The organism is Anoxybacillus sp. P3H1B, assembly GCF_001560855.1.
Taxonomy (GTDB): domain Bacteria; phylum Bacillota; class Bacilli; order Bacillales; family Anoxybacillaceae; genus Anoxybacteroides; species Anoxybacteroides rupiense.
On the sequence record NZ_LPUG01000011.1, the window covers coordinates 11,777 to 32,325 of the forward strand.

17 protein-coding genes are annotated in these 20,549 nt (G+C 43.6%); 13 read left to right on the plus strand and 4 right to left on the minus strand.

The genetic code is table 11. The features are described 5' to 3' along the window. Positions 1 to 34: 34 nt before the first annotated feature. The 6 genes from AT864_RS04230 to AT864_RS04255 all read left to right on the plus strand — a co-directional run bounded on the left by AT864_RS04230 (position 35) and on the right by AT864_RS04255 (position 8,480). A complete protein-coding gene (locus AT864_RS04230) occupies positions 35 to 1,360 on the plus strand; it encodes an FAD-binding oxidoreductase (RefSeq protein WP_066146872.1) in 1,326 nt (441 codons plus the stop codon). A 1-nt stretch (position 1,361) separates the two neighbouring features. Next, a complete protein-coding gene (locus tag AT864_RS04235; RefSeq protein WP_044746755.1) occupies positions 1,362 to 2,729 on the plus strand; it encodes a (Fe-S)-binding protein in 1,368 nt (455 codons plus the stop codon). Then, positions 2,720 to 4,165 (plus strand): FAD-binding oxidoreductase, encoded by a 1,446-nt coding sequence (locus AT864_RS04240; protein ID WP_044746754.1) that lies wholly within the window; start codon positions 2,720 to 2,722, stop codon positions 4,163 to 4,165. Before AT864_RS04235 ends, AT864_RS04240 begins: the two co-directional genes overlap by 10 nt. A 154-nt stretch (positions 4,166 to 4,319) precedes the next feature. Further along, positions 4,320 to 6,500 carry a malate synthase G gene (locus AT864_RS04245; RefSeq protein ID WP_066146875.1) on the plus strand — a complete coding sequence of 727 codons (2,181 nt, stop codon included), beginning with the start codon at positions 4,320 to 4,322 and terminating at the stop codon, positions 6,498 to 6,500. 366 nt (positions 6,501 to 6,866) lie between these two features. Continuing rightward, on the plus strand, positions 6,867 to 7,649 hold the full coding sequence (locus AT864_RS04250) for a fumarylacetoacetate hydrolase family protein (RefSeq protein ID WP_066146880.1): 783 nt from the start codon (positions 6,867 to 6,869) through the stop codon (positions 7,647 to 7,649). Positions 7,650 to 7,715: 66 nt separating this feature from the next. Beyond that, a complete protein-coding gene (locus tag AT864_RS04255) occupies positions 7,716 to 8,480 on the plus strand; it encodes an IclR family transcriptional regulator (RefSeq protein ID WP_066146883.1) in 765 nt (254 codons plus the stop codon). 562 nt (positions 8,481 to 9,042) lie between these two features. Here AT864_RS04255 and AT864_RS04260 read toward each other — a convergent pair. Both AT864_RS04260 and AT864_RS04265 read right to left on the minus strand, forming a co-directional pair. After that, entirely contained in the window at positions 9,043 to 10,269 is a 1,227-nt protein-coding gene (locus AT864_RS04260; protein ID WP_066146884.1) for a cation:proton antiporter, read from the minus strand. A 9-nt stretch (positions 10,270 to 10,278) separates the two neighbouring features. After that, positions 10,279 to 10,779: a cation:proton antiporter regulatory subunit gene (locus AT864_RS04265; RefSeq protein ID WP_066146886.1), complete on the minus strand. Its 501-nt coding sequence runs from the start codon at positions 10,777 to 10,779 to the stop codon at positions 10,279 to 10,281. Positions 10,780 to 12,387: 1,608 nt separating this feature from the next. On the opposite strand from AT864_RS04265, the gene AT864_RS04270 reads away from it, so the two are divergent. From AT864_RS04270 to AT864_RS04300, 7 genes are all read left to right on the plus strand, one after another. Then, on the plus strand, positions 12,388 to 13,131 hold the full coding sequence (locus AT864_RS04270; RefSeq protein WP_066146888.1) for a threonine/serine exporter family protein: 744 nt from the start codon (positions 12,388 to 12,390) through the stop codon (positions 13,129 to 13,131). 11 nt (positions 13,132 to 13,142) lie between these two features. Further along, entirely contained in the window at positions 13,143 to 13,574 is a 432-nt protein-coding gene (locus AT864_RS04275) for a threonine/serine exporter family protein (protein WP_080861493.1), read from the plus strand. Positions 13,575 to 13,667: 93 nt separating this feature from the next. Beyond that, the gene (locus tag AT864_RS04280) at positions 13,668 to 14,834 is read left to right on the plus strand and encodes a M20 peptidase aminoacylase family protein (RefSeq protein ID WP_066146890.1); all 1,167 of its coding nucleotides are present in this window, start codon (positions 13,668 to 13,670) and stop codon (positions 14,832 to 14,834) included. Continuing rightward, on the plus strand, positions 14,809 to 15,660 hold the full coding sequence (locus AT864_RS04285; RefSeq protein ID WP_066146892.1) for a GNAT family N-acetyltransferase: 852 nt from the start codon (positions 14,809 to 14,811) through the stop codon (positions 15,658 to 15,660). Before AT864_RS04280 ends, AT864_RS04285 begins: the two co-directional genes overlap by 26 nt. After that, a complete protein-coding gene (menC, locus tag AT864_RS04290) occupies positions 15,657 to 16,766 on the plus strand; it encodes an o-succinylbenzoate synthase (protein ID WP_066146894.1) in 1,110 nt (369 codons plus the stop codon). The genes AT864_RS04285 and menC overlap by 4 nt, the downstream gene beginning before the upstream one ends. A 272-nt stretch (positions 16,767 to 17,038) precedes the next feature. Continuing rightward, a complete protein-coding gene (locus AT864_RS04295) occupies positions 17,039 to 17,569 on the plus strand; it encodes a TasA family protein (protein ID WP_066146896.1) in 531 nt (176 codons plus the stop codon). A gap of 14 nt (positions 17,570 to 17,583) precedes the next feature. Then, entirely contained in the window at positions 17,584 to 18,570 is a 987-nt protein-coding gene (locus AT864_RS04300) for a signal peptidase I (RefSeq protein WP_066146898.1), read from the plus strand. Positions 18,571 to 18,624: 54 nt separating this feature from the next. On the opposite strand, the gene AT864_RS04305 is transcribed toward AT864_RS04300, so the two are convergent. Beyond that, the gene (locus tag AT864_RS04305) at positions 18,625 to 20,163 is read right to left on the minus strand and encodes a cation acetate symporter (protein WP_066146900.1); all 1,539 of its coding nucleotides are present in this window, start codon (positions 20,161 to 20,163) and stop codon (positions 18,625 to 18,627) included. Then, a complete protein-coding gene (locus tag AT864_RS04310) occupies positions 20,160 to 20,501 on the minus strand; it encodes a DUF485 domain-containing protein (protein WP_369815499.1) in 342 nt (113 codons plus the stop codon). The genes AT864_RS04305 and AT864_RS04310 overlap by 4 nt, the downstream gene beginning before the upstream one ends. Positions 20,502 to 20,549 lie beyond the last annotated feature (48 nt).

Genomic DNA, 20,549 nt, shown 5'->3' on the forward strand with positions numbered 1-20,549 from the left:
GTTTCTTATTACGAAACAATAAGGGGTGTGAGGATTGCTCGCCACAGAATTTTTATCAGAATTAAAGGCGATTTTGCGCGACAGCCACGTTCAAGTAGAAGAAGATGTGGGACATCCGCTGGGAAATAGCGGTCGGGTCACCGTTTGTCCGCAGTCGGAAGAGGAGATTTCCAATGTTTTAATGTATGCAGACAACCATGGAAAAAAAGTAACGATTGTCGGCGGCGGAACGAAGAGAGGATTTGGCGGGGGAACGGAAGTCGCCGATCTTTTGCTTTCACTGGCGGAATATAAAGGAGTTGTCGAGCATAACGTTGGTGACATGACATTAACGGTTAAAGCGGGGACACCGTTTCAATCTTTGCAGGAATATTTAGCCGAATATAACCAAACGATCGCGTTGGATCCGATATGGCCAGAATATGCCACGATTGGTGGAGTGATTGCAGCGAACGACAGCGGCCCGAAACGATTTCGTTATGGTTCTGCTCGCGACAGCGTCATTGGAATGAGAATTGTTTACCCGAATGGAACGGTTATCCGCTCGGGCGGCAAAGTGGTTAAAAATGTGGCTGGCTATGATATGAACAAGCTGTTTATCGGTTCTATGGGGACGCTCGGAGTGATATCGGAAGTAACGTTGAAGCTTCGCCCGCTTCCGAAATATGAAAGCCTTATTCTATTATCCTTTCAAGAAGGAAAGATGGAAGAAATACGCGCTTTTGCTGTGGAATTGCTAGATTCGTTGATGGAACCGACATCCCTGGAATTGTTAAGCCCTTCTTTATCGGAGCGGTTAACAGGGAATCATGCTTATACAGTAGCGATCAGCTTTGAAGATGTCGAAAGCGCTGTCCATTACCAGGAGAATTTTGTCAAGCGCATTCAGCCAGCCAAAACAAACATAACGATTTTACCATTAAAAGAAGCGCGAGCATTTTGGAGACAATTTTACACCATCGCTCCGAATGGGAGGGAAAGCGGAAGCAGCAACGAAATAGAGGCTGCTTTGAAAATCGGCGTTGTCAATCTCGATGCTCTTCAAGTCATAAAAGCAAGCCATATTTTACAAGACGCTATGAATATAGCTGTTGAGGCGCATGGCGGTCTTGGGCATGGACTATGTCAAATATATATCAAAGGGACGGGCGAAGAGGTTGTTGCTGCCATTGAGCGGCTTCGTCAGTTTGTGATCCCGCTTGGCGGATACGTGATTGTGAAACATTTGCCGTTGGCGCTTCGGCAAAAAGTAGAGGTTTGGGGTGAAAAACCGTCTTATTTCTTCCTATTAGAAGGTATTAAAACAAAAATAGATCCCCATTCTACTCTTAATCATGGACGATTTGTAGGAGGGATATAATGTGAGTGTAAGAGAGAACGATGTAAAACAAGCACCGGCATGTACAGCGGCGAGCTTGGGGAATTATCTTTGGAATGACCCTCCTGATGAAAGCAAATGGGCCGATTGTGTTCATTGCGGCATGTGCTTGGAATCCTGTCCAACTTATGAACAAACGGGGCAAGAACAGCATTCTCCGCGCGGACGCGTCCATCTGATTAAATCGGTTGCCGAAGGAAAGCTGGAAGTGAATGAAGCGTTTGCCGATCCGGTTTTTGCTTGTCTTGATTGCCGCGCGTGTACGACCGCTTGTCCTGCTGATGTTGATGTCGGAGGGCTGATCGAAGAGGCGCGCGGGCAAATTCGTCAAGCGATGCCATTGACCGGATGGAAAGGAGCGGTAAGCAAATTTTTTCTTGAGGGAGTATTTCCGCATGCGAATCGCTTGCATTTATTAGGGAGGTTGTTGAAGTTTTACCAAAAGAGCGGGTTGCAAAAGATGGCGCGTAAGACGCGGCTGATTCATATGATGCCGGAGCATTTAGCGGAAATGGAAGCGATTTTACCAGAAGCCAAGCAGCCGGTTCGCCAAAAATACAAACAGGCGGGCATGATTCAAGCAAAAGGGGAAACGAAGCGGACGGTTGCCCTTTTAACTGGATGCGTCATGGATGTGATGTTCAGTGATATAAATGAAGCGACGATTCGTGTATTAACCCGTAATGGAAATAATGTGACAATCCCACAAAATCAAACGTGTTGTGGAGCGCTGCATGTTCACGCCGGCGACCGTGAAACAGGAAGAAAGCTGGCGAAGCGGAATATCGAAGCGTTTAAAGATGCTGATACAGTCATTGTGAATGCGGCAGGCTGCGGCTGCATGTTGAAAGAATATCCAGAATTATTCCGTGAAGATCAGGAGTGGCGCGAAAAAGCAGAACGGTTTGCTGCGAAGGTACAAGATATTTCTAAATATCTTTATGATACAGGGTATGAAAAGCCAAAAGCAGAAATCAAAACAAGGATTACGTATCATGATGCATGCCATTTAGCGCATGGCCAAGGGATCCGCCGGGAGCCGCGCGACATTCTTCTTAGCATTCCCGGGGTGGAAATGGTGCATATGCCGAATGCCGACCGTTGCTGTGGAAGTGCCGGCATTTACAATATCACTCATCCGGAAATGGCAGGAGCTGTCCTAAAAAGTAAAATGGAGCATGTTCCTGAAGAGGTCGAAATGATTTCGATGGGGAATCCCGGCTGTATGCTGCAAATGGCGATGGGAGTGCTGAAATACGGAAGAAACCAAAAAATTGTGCATACCGTTCAGCTGCTTGATTGGGCATACCAAAAAGAGGATCAACAAAAGGTGGGAGAATCATGGCGATAAAAGGTGGGCAAATAAAGGATACACATATCGAAAATCTTGCGAAAATCGTTGGTACTTCAGCGATTCTCTATAAAAAAGAAGATTTGCTTGCATATGACTGTGATGGTTTTACGATTCATCGCCATTTACCGAAGGCAGTCGTGTTTCCCAATAGCGCAGAGGAAGTCGCGCAGATTGTGAAATATTGCCATGAGCATGATTTGCCCTTTCTTGCCCGCGGTGCAGGAACGGGATTAAGCGGCGGAGCGATTCCGTTAAATGGCGAGGTGATCATTAGCTTAACCAAAATGAAGCGGCTCGTATCGGTCGACCTCGAAAATCGACGTGCGGTGGTCGAGCCGGGCTTTATAAATCTGAAGCTGACCCATTCGATTGCTGATAAAGGCTATTATTATGCTCCTGATCCATCAAGCCAATATTGTTGTACGATCGGTGGGAACGTTGCTGAAAATGCCGGGGGAGCCCACTGCTTAAAATATGGCGTGACGACAAACCATATTTTGGGGCTGGAAGTTGTTTTGCCAAATGGGGAAATGATTGAAATAAGCACAAACGGAGTTCTTGATCCGCCTGGATATGATTTGCTTGGAATATTGACAGGATCGGAAGGCACGTTAGGAATTGTAACGAAAATCACCGTTCGCATTTTAAAAAATCCTGAAGCGAAACAAACGGTGCTGGCGTATTTTGATAAAGTTTCCGATGCCAGCCAAGCCGTGTCTGATATCATTTCCGCCGGAATTGTTCCCGCTGCCCTTGAAATGATGGATAAAACAGCGATTGAGGGGGTGGAAGCAGCGGCGTTTCCAGTAGGGCATCCGAAAGATATTGAAGCGCTTTTGCTTATTGAAGTAGATGGTATTTCTGCTGGCATCGATGAACAGATTCAAGAAATATTAAAGGTATGCCGAAGCCGAAATGTTCGTGAAGTGAAAGTAGCCCAAGATGAGAAGGAACGGGAAAGATGGTGGGCGAATCGAAAAACGGGATTTGGGGCGATGGGAGCGATTTCTCCGGACTACTTAGTGCAAGACGGGGTGATTCCGCGGAGCAAGCTGCCGGAAGTGCTAGAACGAATTAGACAAATAAGCGAAAAATATGGATTGCGAATCGCGAATATTTTCCATGCTGGGGACGGAAATCTTCATCCACTTGTCCTTTTTGATTCGAGGAAACCAGGGGAAACAGAAATGGCATTGGCGGCTGGAAGCGAATGTCTGCAAGCTTGTGCCGATGCTGGCGGATCGATCACCGGCGAGCATGGAGTGGGCATTGAAAAACGAGAAGAAATGCGTTTCATTTTCAGCGACGAAGAAATTGCCGCACAAACCAATATTCGTGACGTATTCAATCCGAAAAACTTATTAAATGCTGGAAAGTTATTTCCGACACCAGGGCGTTGTGTCGAAGTGAAAAGAAATGAGAAAATGAAATAATTTTTTGAAAATTATTGAAGCACCTGCAACTTTATGCTATTATTTTTTTAATAAATTAAGAAACGATGTTTCGTAATAACAAACAGAAACTCTCTGTATGAGGAAGGAAGTACTTTTAAAAAATCGATGAGGATGAAATGGGGGAAGTGGTTGTATGCAAGACTATGTAAAAGTAGGAAATCTTCAAGTTGCCCGCCTTTTCTATGAGTTTATCAACCAAGAGGTTTTGCCCGAAAGCGGAGTTGAAAACGAACAGTTTTGGGCGGATTTAGAAAGGTTAGTAAACGATTTGACGCCGAAAAATAAAGAGTTGCTTGCCCGGCGTGATGAAATTCAAGAAAAACTTCATGAATGGCATCGCCAGCATAGAGAAAATTTTGATTTTCATCAATATAAATCATTTTTAGAGGAAATTGGCTATTTAGAACCAGAAGTAGAAGATTTTCAAATCACAACTGAAGGAGTAGATGATGAAATCGCTCTACAGGCTGGACCACAGCTAGTTGTCCCTGTCAGCAACGCCCGTTATGCGCTGAACGCAGCGAACGCGCGCTGGGGGAGTCTCTATGACGCTCTTTACGGAACGGATGTAATCAGTGAAGAGGACGGCGCGGAACGTGGCGCTCATTACAATCCTGTCCGCGGCGAGAAAGTGATTGCCTATGCTAAGCAATTCCTCGATGAAGCGGCACCGTTAAACGGTTACTCCCATAAAGATGCCGTCAAGTACGCGGTCCTTGATGGAAAATTATCTGTTTTCACCAAGGATGGCAAGACGACAAACCTTCAAGATGAGGAAAAATGGGTCGGCTATCAAGGAGATCCGGAAGAGCCATCGGCTATCTTGCTGAAAAATAACGGCTTGCATATTGAAATCCAAATCGATCGCCATCATCCTGTCGGCAAAACCGATGCGGCGGGTGTGAAAGATATTTTATTGGAAGCAGCGTTGACGACGATTATGGACGGAGAAGATTCTGTTGCCGCCGTCGATGCGGAGGACAAAGTCCTTGTATACCGCAATTTATTAGGTTTAATGAAAGGAGATTTGACAGCCACATTTGCAAAAGGCAATCAAACGATAACGCGCACGCTCCATCCTGACCGGATTTACACAAAGCCAAATGGAGAAGAATTGGTATTGCGGGGACGTTCGCTCATGTTCATTCGCAATGTTGGCCATCTGATGACGAATAATACCGTATTAGATCCGAATGGCCAGGAAATTTATGAAGGGGTTTTGGATGCGGTTGTGACTAGTTTAATTGCGAAACATTCTCTGTTAGGCAATGGCCGCTATAAAAATTCCGCAAAGGGTTCGATCTACATTGTGAAGCCGAAAATGCACGGTTCAGAAGAAGTGGCTTTTGCGAATGAATTATTTGACCGTGTGGAAGATATGCTGGGCCTCGAGCGAAATACCATCAAAATTGGTGTCATGGACGAGGAACGCCGCACAACGCTGAACTTGAAAAACTGCATTTATCAAGTAAGAGACCGCATCGTGTTTATTAATACTGGTTTCTTAGATCGTACGGGGGATGAAATCCATACTTCAATGGAAGCGGGGCCGATGATTCGCAAAAACGATATGAAAACATCAGCATGGCTGCAAGCCTATGAGAAATCAAATGTAAGCATTGGGCTTGCTGCTGGTTTGCAAGGTCGGGCGCAAATCGGTAAAGGAATGTGGGCCATGCCGGATATGATGGCGGAAATGCTGAAGCAAAAAGGCAGTCAGCTTCAGGCAGGCGCCAATACAGCGTGGGTACCTTCTCCAACGGCAGCGGTCTTGCATGCTCTACACTATCACCAAATCAATGTAACCAAGGCACAAAATGAATTAAGCAAAGAGTTGAAAGATTTCCGTGACGATATTTTACAAATTCCAGTGGCCGTCGATCCTAACTGGGCTCCGGAAGAAATTCAACAAGAACTAGATAATAACACTCAAGGTATTCTTGGGTATGTTGTCCGCTGGGTCGAACAAGGAATTGGCTGCTCGAAAGTTCCTGATATTCATAACATCGGGCTGATGGAAGACCGGGCGACCTTAAGAATTTCAAGTCAGCATATCGCCAACTGGCTTCATCACGGAATTTGCACGAAAGAACAAGTGCTCGAGACATTAAAACGTATGGCGAAGGTCGTCGATGAGCAAAACGCTGGAGATCCTGCTTATCGGCCAATGGCGGAAGACTATGATCATTCTGTCGCCTTCCAAGCGGCCTGCGACCTTATTTTCAAAGGCTATGAGCAGCCGAACGGTTACACGGAACCAATTTTGCATCGCCGCCGCTTAGAAGCCAAGGCGAAGTTTGCGGTAAAACAGTAGGAGATCATACAAGGAACAATGAGGGCATTCTATTTATTTAGGATGCCCTTTCATCTACGTGATACAGTGAACAAGGGTGGGGAAGTTGTCCTGATTTAAACGTTGCAGAAGCCGCCGCCAATGGATGGCCAATCGGGAGTTGTTTGTCACTATATAATGTGCTATCAGCGGCAGCAGGAAAATGGCTCATTGCTGAATCATGGCTGAATGATTTTCAGAATCGTTCGAGAGTCAGACATTCTTTTCATAAAAACAGGTTGGAAAAAGGTGTGATTTAGCTCTTTTATCACACAGTTGATTGGCGAAAAGGCAAGTCACAGGACTCTTTCAAGAGCGGATGACAGATTGGACGAGAGGAGAAAAGGGATGAAATTTGCTAGATTTATAGCGAACGGAGAAAGGTACACAGGTATCGTAACAGATGGTAGGATCAGAGAAATTCAAGGGGATATGTTTGGAAAATGGGAGTATACAGAAAAAACATTTTCCGGGCATGAGGTCAAGCTTCTTGCTCCGTTAGAGCCGAATCAAATCATCGGAATCGGTGCCAATTACGTCTCGCAAAAACAAGAGATTCCGGATGTGCTGCCGGAAATTCCGGTGTTTTTCTTTAAGCCTGCTTCATCGGTGATCGGGCCTGAAGAAGAAATTATCATTCCAAAAGGAATCGACCACGTGAAGTTTGAATCAGAATTGGCGGTGGTGATTGGAAAAGAAGCGAAACATATTCCAGAATCAGATGTATTGAATTATGTGTTCGGCTATACCGTTGGGAACGATGTAACGGCACCGCAATTTTTTCATCAAGACGGCCATTGGACGCTCGGCAAAGCATTTGATACGTTTACCCCATTAGGTCCAGTCATTGAAACGGAGCTCAATCCTTTCAAGGTGAATGTAAAGGCAAGATTGAACGGTGTTGAAAAACAAAATAGTCCGACGGAACTTATGGTAATTTCAATCTGTAAAATGATTTCCTATCTATCGAATATTATGATGCTGAAGCCAGGAGATGTGATTTTAACGGGAAGTCCAGTAGGGGCCGAATTTGTTAAGCCAGGGGATCTGATTGAATGTGAGATTGCAGAGATTGGAACGCTTCGCAATCCATTTGTTGCGGCACAAGAAAGTGTTCAAGCCGGTCAGTAACCGCTTAAATGCCCGGAAATCAATGGTATAATGAATTATTATGTGTTGTGACAGAGGTGAGAGAGCATGGAAAGAGAAAATATGGTCAAGTCTGTGAGCCGGGCATTAGACATTATCGATATTGTCTGTTCGGAAAAGGATGGCTTAGGCGTTACAGAAATTGCTAAACAGATGGATATTAACAAAAGCTCTGTATATCGAATCTTATCCACACTGGTTCAATATGGATATATAGAGCAAGATGAAGAAACAAGCCGTTACAAACTTGGCTATAAATTTTTAGAGCTGAGCTCGAAGTTGCTTGAATCAATCGATTTACGAAAAGAGGCCAAGCCATATTTGCAGGAATTAGAAAAGGAAACAAATGAGGTCATTCATCTTGTCGTATATGACCAAGGAGAAGTCATTTACATCGAAAAGTTAGAAGGAACGGAAACGCTGCGCATGCATTCAAAAGTCGGCAGAAGAGCCCCAATGCATTGCACGGCAGTAGGGAAAGCGATCTTAGCCCATTTGCCGGCGGATGTTGTCCGCGATATTTTAGAGCGCAAAGGATTGCCAAGGCATACGGATCAAACGATAACCGATCAAAATGCCTTTTTGCAAGAGCTCGCTCAAGTCAAACAGAAGGGCTATGCTCTCGACTTAGAGGAAAACGAATACGGGATTCGCTGTATTGCCGTACCGATTTTTGCGCATGGGGGAAAGGTTGTTGCCGCTGTCAGCCTTTCTGGTCCGACAATAAGAATGACCGATGAGCGGATCAAACAGCTGCAAGGAAGAATGCAGCAAATTGGCAAACAAATTTCCGCAAGGTTGGGATATGTATAGAAACAGCTGCTCGGTATCTTACTGGAAGATATCGGGCTTTTTTGTTGCAAGTGAATAAAAGCGCGAATCTATGTTGAAAGAGAAAAAACGTCTCGGTTGTTCGGAGAGAGGAGGCTAGCTTGTTTTATAAGGAGCATGCGCATGTCCAGGTCCATGTGCTGATAATGAATGGATCATCCATCCGATTTGAACGAGTGAGTTGGATCGGAATTTAATAACATATTTTATAGAAAAAGATAACAAAATGATCGGCGGGCAGTTTCATAGCCCGCCGACACCTTTTTGAACTAAGAGGCATGATGCTCTTAGTTCTCGCCATCCATTCAATTCAATAGGCATTTCCGCGCGAAGGGGGATCATATTTGAGATAAGCGAAGAATCGTAGAGTTTTAACAAAATAAGAATGAGCAAACCGTTTCTTCTTGAAATATCACTAAACAAAGTGAAATAGTGGGATTTTTTAGTGAATAGAATCACAAGGTTTTAGTTAATAATCGTTAAAATTTTTATATAAATGAAGGTCTAATCGATTTTTTATTTTTTAGATTCATACAAATTCACTTTATTCACCTGGAACGTTTATTTTTTTTCTTTCAGGAGTATGACTCCATTTGAAAAATTGATTTAAAAATTGGTAAATATTTTTGCTTTCTTTTGCCAACAGTGGTCCAGCGATCGCCAAAATTAGAACATAAAGGGCGGTAAAAGGAGTCAACACGGGGTTTAGACCTGCCGAAATTCCTAAGTTCGCAACAATGATGGAAAACTCTCCGCGGGCGATAATCGTTAAGCCGATATTAGTGGAGGCTTTATGAGACAGCCCGGCTCTTCTTCCTGCGATCATTCCAGCTACAAAGTTTCCGGCAATCGTAAGGAAAGCAGCACCTAATGCTAACCAGATCGCATTTGTTAGTGTAGATGGATCAATGCTTAATCCAAAGCTGAAAAAGAAAATGGCTCCAAAGAAATCTCGAAACGGAACAACCATGTGTTCAATCCGATCGCGATGATCTGTTTCGGAAAAAACCAGCCCTAGCAGTAAAGCACCAATTGCTTCAGCAACATGAAGCGTTTCAGAAAAGCCGGCAATGAAAAATAAGGTGGCAAATATAACAATGATGAAAATCTCGTCAGATTTAATGTTTAACCATTTGTTTAAGAGAGGAGCACCTTTTCGGGCAATGAGAAAAAACAACAGCATGTAACCGACAGAGATAAGGACTGAGGTAACGATTCCAAAGACAGAAGTGGAACCAGCCAATAAAACTCCTGACATAGTCGTTAAAAATAAAGCAAGGAAGATATCGTCAAACAAGATAATTCCTAAGATTAACTCTGTTTCTGGATTGGCTGTCCTCTTTAAATCCACCAGAACTTTTGCAACGATGGCGCTGGAAGAGACACTGACAAGTCCAGCGATAATCAGTGTTTCCATCCACGGCATCCCGGCGATCCATCCATAAAGAATCCCTAAAATAAAATTGATGCTTACATAGAGGCTCCCGCCTACTACAATGTTGCGGCCAGACTTTATTAGTTTGCCAACCGAGAATTCCAATCCTAAGTAAAAAAGCAAAAACAAAACGCCGATTCTTCCTAAAAATTGAATAATCTCCTGACTTTCAATAAAGGTGAGATCGATGATCCCGATTGTTGGGGCATGCGGACCAACTAGCATGCCTAAAACGATCAGGAAAGGGATAATTGAAAAATTAAGTTTATGGGCAATAAGCGAGGCAATGGAAACAAGAACAAGCGCTGTACCGACTTGGAATACCAGATGATCCATCTATATCGGTCACTCCTTTCCTCTACTTGCTAATAAGTTATTAATGAGTTCTTTTAATTGGCTTCGTTCTCCGGAAACGACTAAAGTATCACCGGCCTCAATGACGGTATCAGGACCAGGATTGATCGTTTTTTTCGTCTTCTTTTTCTTAATGGCGATGACAGTTACGCCAAAATTGTTTCTGATATCTACTTCCCCGATCGTTTTATTAATAACGGGTGCGCCAGGTTCTACTTGATACCATTCGATAATTAAGTCATCAAAGGCAAAATCGACACTTTCTAATGCTTTCGGTTTATAGGCCATGCCGCCTAAAATGCCCGCGATTTGTCTAGCTTCAACGTCATCGAATGTAGCTGTACTAAGAACTTCTTCATGATTATCAGAGTCAAAATGGTAGATTTCTCTTCGTCCATCATCGTGAATAACGATGACAAGCTTATCTTGATTTTTTGTAATAATCTCAAACTTATACCCAATGCCGGGAAGCTCGCTTTCTCTAATACGCATCAAATAACACTCCTTTTTATTAAATGATTTCTTAAATGGAATAAGGGAAAATTAGTTCCAAATGATTTTAGATGATTTCCGTCTTGGTCTTAAGGTTTTCAAACATGTCCAAAATCAACGACATGATAAGGAGAAAACTATTCAATCCTCGGCTGACAGGAGAGAAAAACCTAAAGGATTGGAAGATAGGGATGTGCTAATTTCTCATGAGAATTAGACATCTTTGCAGCATCATTCCAGTATTCTTGGCCTAGGTGATGAAAATGGATGGAAAGAGAGCTCGCTTTATCGGGTCCATTTCATCCCTAGGGATAGGAGCAGAAAATATGATCAGGCGTGTTGATGATCCAATAAAACCTTATTGGTACCGTTTGATTTCTCACTTTTCTGTCATAGCCAGCAAGCGATGGTGTTGACAGTTATGCCCTTTTCAAACAACAAATGCTTTGTGGACAAATAGATGGGCCCGCTGACATTCTCATTCAAGGAAAGAGATAGAAAAACGGGTGTTAAGCCAGTTTAAGTTAAGCAACGAATAATCAACACTTGTGACATATTATCGTGGCATCCCTATGATCAGGCAGCTGTTTTTAACTTGTTTAAGAGTAGCCCTTGGCTCAATCATCGGGAGAAGATGTGTATAAGTGTGTCATGCTTAAGAATCCGCTAAACTATGGGGATGATGTATCTCAGTTTTCTATATTGACTATAATGAATATCTCAAGAGAGAGTTTATGTGATTCAACCAATGATTGAGGCGATCAGGCATCATATATGGATGTGATTTTTAGCACAGGCTACTTGGCTGTGAAAAGAGAGAGTTTTTTAAAATCATTGCTCTAAAAGAGAAAGGAATGGATTTTGATAAAGAGGATGGGAAATAAGATGGCTATGGATCTTGATTTTTTGTCATGGTTTGTCATAGAAACAGCATCTCAAAAACTTTGTGTACCCATCATTTACAAAAGCAACAACGCCACCAAGAATCAGGGAAGCATTGGCTTGCTCCGAATGTTTCATTGATTTTTCAAGATAAAGTCAGCTTATTTGGAAGCTTCGTCATCATATACTAATGTTCCCCTTAATCCATATGTCCACCCACATTATATACTATATCATGTGTGACATGCAAATACATTGCAGTATCTAAATGGGGATTATAGGAATATAATCCATAGTGCTCGTGAGGCATTATGCTCAATGAAATAGATGTAAACTTGACAGCTTCCTATTTGCGAGGCTATAGAGTGTAACGGTCTTTTTGCCAAAAAAGGTAAGTGTTTGCCATTGATCGAATACCGAAATCATCAATCGCATTTATAAATAAGAAGGATTCGTTTACTGACAGCAGAACAATATATTTGGAAATAATTTAAAAAAGAAATATATTTTTGTTTTAAAAACTTTTGGTTTAGCGCAGAAATTCGAATACAAATGGTTCATGCCTATATATCGTACCATTCGCACTACTGTAATATTTAAAAAGGGAACGGATTATGGTTTGAATGTCTGATGGTGTGAGATTAATAAATAGCGAGCGTGCAGTTGTCGAAAGCGTGTTTTTTCGATAATATCTCAATAGAGTTTAGAGGATAAAGGAGTTGTTTTATGGAGCGATCAAATGAAGTAGCCGAAGTTTGCTTGTTGGCGGGAAAAATTATGCTTCAAAGCGGGGCGGAAACCTATCGGGTGGAGGATACGATGATGAGAATGGCCGCTTCGTTTGGCATGACGCATTCTCATAGCTATGTGACGCCGACGGGAATTATTTTTTCGATGGATGGAGCGGGACCGACAAAGCTGATTCGCATTGTGGAGCGATCCACCGATCTGCAGAAGGTGGCAATGGTTAATGATATTTCCCGGCAAATAAGCAGCGGCCAGCTTTCGCTCGAAGCAGCCTATGAAAGATTAAAAAAATTAGAACGACAGCATCTTGCCTACCCTTTTTGGGCACAAGTAGCGGCAGCTGCGGTGGCGAGCGGCTGTTTTGTGATTATGTTTCAAGGAAAATGGAACGATTTTTTGCCGGCGTTGGTCTCAGGGGGGATTGGCTTCTGCGGATTGGATTATGTTCATCGACTTGTAAAAATTCGTTTTTTTGCTGAGTTTTTTGCATCGTTTCTTGCGGGGATTGTTGCCGTATTGCTTGTCTCTCTTGGCTTAGGGACCAGTCTTGATAAAATTATTATCGGCTCGGTGATGCCGCTAGTGCCGGGAGTGCTGATTACTAATGCGGTGCGTGATTTAATGGCAGGACATTTAGTGGCGGGGTTATCAAAAGGAGCGGAAGCCTTTTTAACCGCATTTGCCATCGGCACCGGCATTGCTGTGATTTTGACGATGTATTAGGAGAGAAAAGCATGATGATTGAACAACTTGTTACAAGTTTAATTGCATCCGCCGCATTTGGTTTGATGTTTAACGTTCCAAAAAAACTGCTGGGACATTGCGGTTTTGTCGGGATGATTGGCTGGTTTATTTATATTTCGTTTGTTGAACATAAAGCGGATTCGGTATTTGCCACATTCGTTTCTGCTTTTTTCATTGCCGTGGTGAGCCAGCTGTTTGCTAGAATGTACAAAACGCCCATTACCGTGTTTAGTATTTCTGGCATTATTCCGCTTGTCCCAGGAGGCATGGCGTATGAAGCGATGCGGTATGTGGTGATGAACGACTATAGCATGGCGATCCAGCTCGCTGCCAAGGCATTTATGATTTCGGGAGCCATTGCGATGGGGATTGTTTTTTCAGAAGTGGCGAATCAATTGGTTAAAAAACGAACTTCAAGATAGAAGTTCGTTTTTTTAACGAATTTTATTGAAACATTTTTTTGAATATTATAAGATGTTTGCAATAGCTGAACCAATGCAGTGGGGAGAGGAAAAATGAAAAACGCAATCGAGAGTATACAGCAGGAAATATTTGAGGTGTTTCATCATCTTCATCGACATCCAGAAATTAGTTGGGAAGAGGTAAAAACAACGGAATTTTTGCGGCAGCAGCTACTGCAAGAAGGATATCGCGTTCAGACGTTTTCCGATTGCACGGGAGTGGTCGGAGAAATAGGAACCGGTTCATTGACAGTAGCCTTGCGAGCAGATATGGACGCGCTTTGGCAAGAAATTGGCGGAGTGTGGCAGGCGAATCATGCTTGCGGGCATGACGCTCATATGACGATGGTACTTGGAGTGGCGAAGCTGTTTAACCGCATCGGCTATCGTCCTCCAGGAAAATTGAAGCTTCTTTTTCAGCCGGCGGAGGAAAAGGGGAAAGGAGCTTTGAAAATGCTGGAGAAAGGAGTAGTCGATGAGGTTGAGTTTTTATACGGCGTTCACTTGCGCCCCATTCAAGAGCTGAAAAGCGGCTATGCTTCTCCAGCCATTTTGCATGGAGCTGCGCAAATGATTGAAGGAGAGATTAGAGGAGTCGCTGCCCATGCCGCAAGACCTCATTTAGGTGTCAATGTGATCGAAGTAGGAAGCACGCTCGTGCAAGAGCTAAGCCATATTCACATGGACCCGCAAGTACCCGCGTCAATAAAAATGACGCGCTTTCATGCCGGAGAAAAAAGCGCCAATGTCATTCCTGATTACGCAGCATTTACCCTTGATTTACGGGCGCAGACGAATGAGGCGATGGAGCGGCTGCTCGAACGGCTTCACCATGTGGCAAATGGAATCTCCCTTATCTATGGAGCGGATATTCACTTGGATCAAGGGGTTCGCATTGTGGCTGCCCAAGTTCATCAAGAAGCGCAATCGATCATGGAACGCGCCATTATCCAAACGATCGGAAGGGAGAAATGCGCTCCTCCTGTGGTGACATCTGGTGGAGAGGACTTCCATTTTTATTCCGTGCTGAAGCCAACATTGAAAACAACCATGCTCGGTCTTGGCTGCGATCTGACGCCAGGTCTGCATCATCCAGCGATGACGTTTCGCCGCGAAGATTTGCTAATTGGCATCGAGATATTAGCAAGAGCGATTATCGAAACATTCCAACAAGCAACACAGGGGGAGAAAGACGTTGAACATTTCGTTAAGAAAAATTAGCACGATTGAAGAGCTGAAAAAAATGGCGCAGCTGGAGCAGCATGTTTGGAAAGCAACCCCTACCCCGCTTCACCAAACATTGACCGTAGCTAAAAACGGCGGCATTATTATTGGAGCGTATGTGGAAGAGAAACTCGTCGGATTTGTGTATAGCTTTCCTGGATATCAAGGAGAAGAAATCTATTTATGCTCACATATGCTGGGCATTGATGAATCATTTCGCAATCATGGAATTGGCTATATGCTCAAGATGAAGCAGGCCGAAGAAGCGAAAAGGTTTGGATACCGGACGATTCGGTGGACTTATGATCCGCTTGAGAGCCGCAACGGCTATTTAAATATTGCTAAGCTTGGCGCTGTCTGTTCCGATTATATTGAAAACTGCTATGGAGAAATGGACGATGCTCTCAACCGCAATCTTCCGTCTGATCGTTTTTGGGTTGAGTGGAAAATTTTAAGTTCACATTTAACCGAGAGGCATCATATGTTTTCGCAAATCCGCGGTTCTGAAGGAGCGGAAGCGCTTCATTGGCGCGAGAGAAAGGACGGGATGCCGGAAGCTGTTTTTCCAGTGGACATTCGGGAACGCCTTGAGCAGCCATCCTTGCTTTTTGTTCCTATTCCGCTTTATTTCCAGAGGCTGAAAGAGAAAGATGATGAATTGGCTTTGGATTGGCGCTATAAAACACGAGAGGTATTTGTTCCATTATTTCATCAAGGCTGGGCAGTGGCGCATATTTTGCGTCGTGAAGGCGAGCCTGTTCAGTATTACGTATTAGTTAAGCGCCAAAAGCTAGCTTTAGATGAGAGGAGAAGCGACGAATGAAAATCAAACAAGTTATTTTACGGCATATGGAAATGGAATTGAAATCACCGTTTGTTACAAGTTTCGGTGCTTTTACAAAGAAGGAGTTTATTTTAGTGGAAGCGATTGATGAAGATGGCGTATCGGGATGGGGAGAGTCAGTGGCATTTCATTCTCCATGGTATAATGAAGAAACGGTGAAAACGAATTGGCATATGCTGGAGGATTTTTTGTTGCCTCTTGTGCTGCAAAAGCCGATGGAACATCCGAATGAGTTGCGCCAGCGCTTTGCGGCGATTCGAAAAAATCATATGGCGAAGTCAGCGATTGAAGGAGCAGTATGGGATCTTTATGCAAGAAAAAGCGAACTCTCATTAAGTGAAGCGCTTGGGGGAAAAAAGAAGGAAATTGAAGTAGGCATCAGCATTGGGATTCAAAAAAGCGTGGATGATTTGTTGCGCATCATTGAGCGCTATTCTGGCGAAGGATATCGGCGCATCAAAATGAAAATTAAACCGGGCTGGGATGTTGAGGTCGTCCGTGAAGTTCGCCGCCGTTTTCCTGATTTGCCGCTTATGGCTGATGCGAATTCAGCTTATTCATTAGAGGATGCTGAACGTTTGCAGGCGCTTGACGAGTTTCAGCTGATGATGATTGAGCAGCCGCTCGCCGCTGATGACATTGTCGATCACGCTACGCTGCAAGCCAAATTGCATACACCCATTTGCCTTGATGAAAGCATTCATTCGTGGGAGGATGCAAAAAAAGCGATTCAGCTTGGAAGCTGCAAAATCATTAATATTAAAATTGGCCGTGTAGGCGGGTTGACAGAAGCGAAGCTTATTCATGATCTATGTCAACAGCATGGCATTCCCGTTTGGTGCGGAGGAATGCTTGAATCGGGAGTGGGCAGAGCCCACAACATAGCGCTGACAACACTTGAAAACTTTGTGATGCCTGGCGATACAGCGGCCTCTTCTTATTATTGGGAAAGGGACATTATTGACCCGGAGGTGACCGTACATAACGGGGTGATTCATGTGCCTCAAGGGGCAGGAATCGGGTATGAAGTGAATCGCCAGCAAGTGGACCGTTACACGGTATTTAAAAAAATATATGACGCTTAATTGATTCCAGGAGCCGGTCCTTATCAGGGACCGGCTTTTTATCGAAATTTAAAACATTGAATTTATCGCTAACTGGAAGGAAGCCGTTCTATCGTTTCGACACCTCAAAGCGTGACCAAACAGCTGCTTCAGCGAGAAAGCGAAAATGTTGATATGCATTTCTCGATGGATAGGTTAAACAAAGAGAGCGGATTTTTCTTTATTCATGCACACCATTTTTTCAGAAATGCATAACATATATAAAGTTTTTTGACCATGAAGGAGGAACTCAGATGTACAAGCAACGAAAGAAAAAATGGCTGTTGCTTGTTTCCTTTTTCTTTCTCTTTTTGCCTATACTTTTGCTAGGCGAAACAAATGCTTTATTTACAGACGAGGCGACTTCTCCTAACAATCATTTAACGACCGCCACTTTAGACGTTTCTGTTTCCCCTGCCCCTATTTTTAACGTTTCCAATCTTGTTCCCGGAGATGTCGTTGTGCGGACTGTTACCGTGCAAAACGATGGAACCGTGCCTTTTTCATACACTATTCAAGCAAGCTCCAATAACTCATTGCTTTGGACTGATCAAACCAACGGCTTGCAGCTGTCCATTGTTGATGGAACAACAACCTACTTTAATGGAGCCATTTCTGATTTAAATGTTCACCAGGGCCCCAATCTCTTACTTCCCCCAGGAGAGAAGGACGATCTGCAATTTACGATTTCATTTCCTGTGACAGCGGACAATACGTTTCAAAATCTGGCCGAAACGATTGTATTTACCATTCAAGCCATTCAATTACCGGGGACGTCGCGATAAAGGAGAAAGACAGCATGCGCATTTGTATGAAATGGTTCGTTATTTTTTCGGTGTGCTTTTGTTTATTCATTTGTTTGTTTTATATGAATGGTTGGAAGGGAAATGTCGTTCTAACGAATAGCATGGCGCCTACCATTCCAGAAGGCTCTCTTGTCATTACGAAACCGTTGAGCAAAGCAGAATCGCTTTCTGAAAAAATTGTGCTATTTTATCATCCGGCATTATCCGCTTATGTTCTGCATCGCGTCAAGCGACAGCAAGTGTCTGAACAAGGAAAAGAGATTCTGATCCAGACAAAGGGAGATGCGAATCCAATCGAGGATCCTCTAAAAGTTCAAAGAAGCGATATGAAAGGAGTTTATGTATGGCATATTCCTAAGCTCGGAATGTGGCTATATATGATAAAAAAATACGGCGGGATCATAGTTGCTTTACTTTTGCTCGTTTTTTTATGTAAACGAGCGATATTGTCTATTTTTTTAATGTTTGCTCTTTTGCTTTTGCCGTTGGAGGCGAAGGCGGTGTGGACAGAGGCAAATTCAGCTCAAGGACAGCTCGCAACAGGCAACGGTTTCTTTTTTTATTATTTATTAAATAGCACCGACACAAGACAGCCCACGGACCATCATCAGTATGTATCCACCGGACAAAATGCCACGTTGTCACTCGATGTGGGAAGCCTTTCCGGGATTACAAATTTCCATACCACCATTTTGCATTCTTTTACGATTATGAATAAAACAAAAAGCCAAGCGGATGTTTCGCTCGCCATTGAAAATGTATCACAGCCATTTTTATCGCTTGTTGGCGCGAATTATATTGTCAGTGTTCCCAAGCAGCTCACCATTCAGCCAAATGAGACAGCTTCCATTCCACTGCAGATCACCTTTTTGCCGCTTTTGACGATATCAGGGACGTATCAAGGCATGGTGACGATCACGGATGATATCAATGGCTATCATTTTCAAATCCCGCTTACTTTACGGGTTCGCTTATTATAAGAACAGGCTGAGCTCGCGGAACATGTCCCGAGTTCAGCCTGTTTCACTGTTTGATCAGGTTAGCTCTTTCATCCCTGTATTCGCTTTCACGAGAATTTCATCAAATTTCTTTTCATCTGCTTTTTTCGATGATAAAAGCGTTCCAACAAAAGCGGCGATAAATCCTAACGGAATGGAGACGATTCCTGGATTCGCAAGTTTAAAGAGCGGTTCGCCGACAAGAATAGCAGCTCCTGGCTCCGGTGACCAAACGTTCGGACTCACGATGACAAGCAGAAGTGAACTAATGAGTCCAACGAGCATACCCGTTATGGCGCCTGTTGTATTAAAGCGTTTCCAAAAAATCGTGAGCAAAATAATGGGCAAATTAGCGCTGGCGGCGACAGCAAAAGCTAATGAAACGAGAAACGCTACATTCATCTTTTGGGCAAATAACGCTAAAAGAATAGAAAGAATGGAGACCCCGATCGATGCCCAGCGGGCTGCCACCATTTGTTCTTTTTCCGTTGCTTGTGCATGCCGGATGATATGGCTGTAAAAATCGTGCGCAAATGCGGAGGCGGCTGATAGTACAAGTCCAGCGACAACGGCCAAAATGGTAGCAAAAGCAACGGCTGAAACGAAAGCGAATAAGAAATCTCCGCCAAGCGCTTCTGCTAACAAAGGAGCGGCCATGTTTCCTGCTGCGTTTGCGGCCACGATTTTGTCATAGCCGACAAATGCAGCTGCTCCAAATCCTAAGAAAATGGTCATCACATAAAATAAACCGATGATCCATGTCGCGTACACAACTGATTTTCGAGCGGTTGGTGCATCTTTTACTGTAAAGAAGCGAATTAAGATGTGTGGAAGTCCGGCTGTACCTAAGACGAGAGCTAAATTTAGAGAGAGTGTATCAAGCGGGTCTTTAAATTTGTTTCCAGGATTTAAAAATGCTTCACCAAGTGGAGTGGCTGTTTTCACTTCATTGAACATTTTCACAACGCTAAAATCGAACTTGGCGAATACGATAATGGAAATGATAAACGTTCCAGCCATAAGGAGTACAGCTTTGACAATTTGCACCCAGCTTGTGGCTGTCATTCCTCCGAATACCACATAGACGGTCATGAGCACACCAACAATGAGAACGGAATATACATAATCAATTCCCAATAAAAGCTTAATGAGCGCGCCTGCCCCGACAAGCTGGGCAATCATATAAAAGATGGAAATGGTAATCGTATTGAGAGCCGCTACTCCGCGGACTTTTTTTTCGTCAAATCGGGCGGCAATCATATCAGCCATCGTATATTTCCCCAAGTTGCGAAGAGGTTCGGCTACAATATAAAGAACGACAAGATACGCTACGAGAAAGCCAATGCTGTAAAAAAATCCATCAAATCCGGTCAGCGCAATCATTCCTGCAATTCCTAAAAATGAGGCGGCCGACATGTAATCTCCGGCGATCGCCCAGCCGTTTTGCCAGCCGGTAAGGGTGCTGTCCGCCGTGTAAAAATCGCTTGTTGTTTTTGTCCGTTTGGAAGCAAAATAGGTAATGACAAGAGTTAAGGCGACAATAATCAGGAAAAGGGAAAATGCTAAGCCGTTCATGATTTGTGGCTCCTTTCTTTGACTTCATTTTTGATTTTTTCTACCATTTCGTCAAATTTGGCTGCCCGCTTGGAATAGAGCGTGCATAGAGCCCACGTCATAATAAATTGGGCAAAAGCAAAGAGCCAAGCCCAGCTGATGGAACCGATGGCGGGTGTATTGAGCGCTTTAGAGTATGATGTTAAAACCGGCAGAGCAAAGTAAAAGATCATAAAGAATAAAGAAAACGGCAAAATAAACCTTTTTTTGGCATGCATAAGCTGCCGAAATGAAGCAGATTGGACAATTTGACTGTAATCTGTAAACGTGTGGTCTTGCTGTGAAGCGGTTTTTTGCATTTCCATGTTTTGCCCCTCCTCATAATCTTTTTAGATGAGAAAAATGTA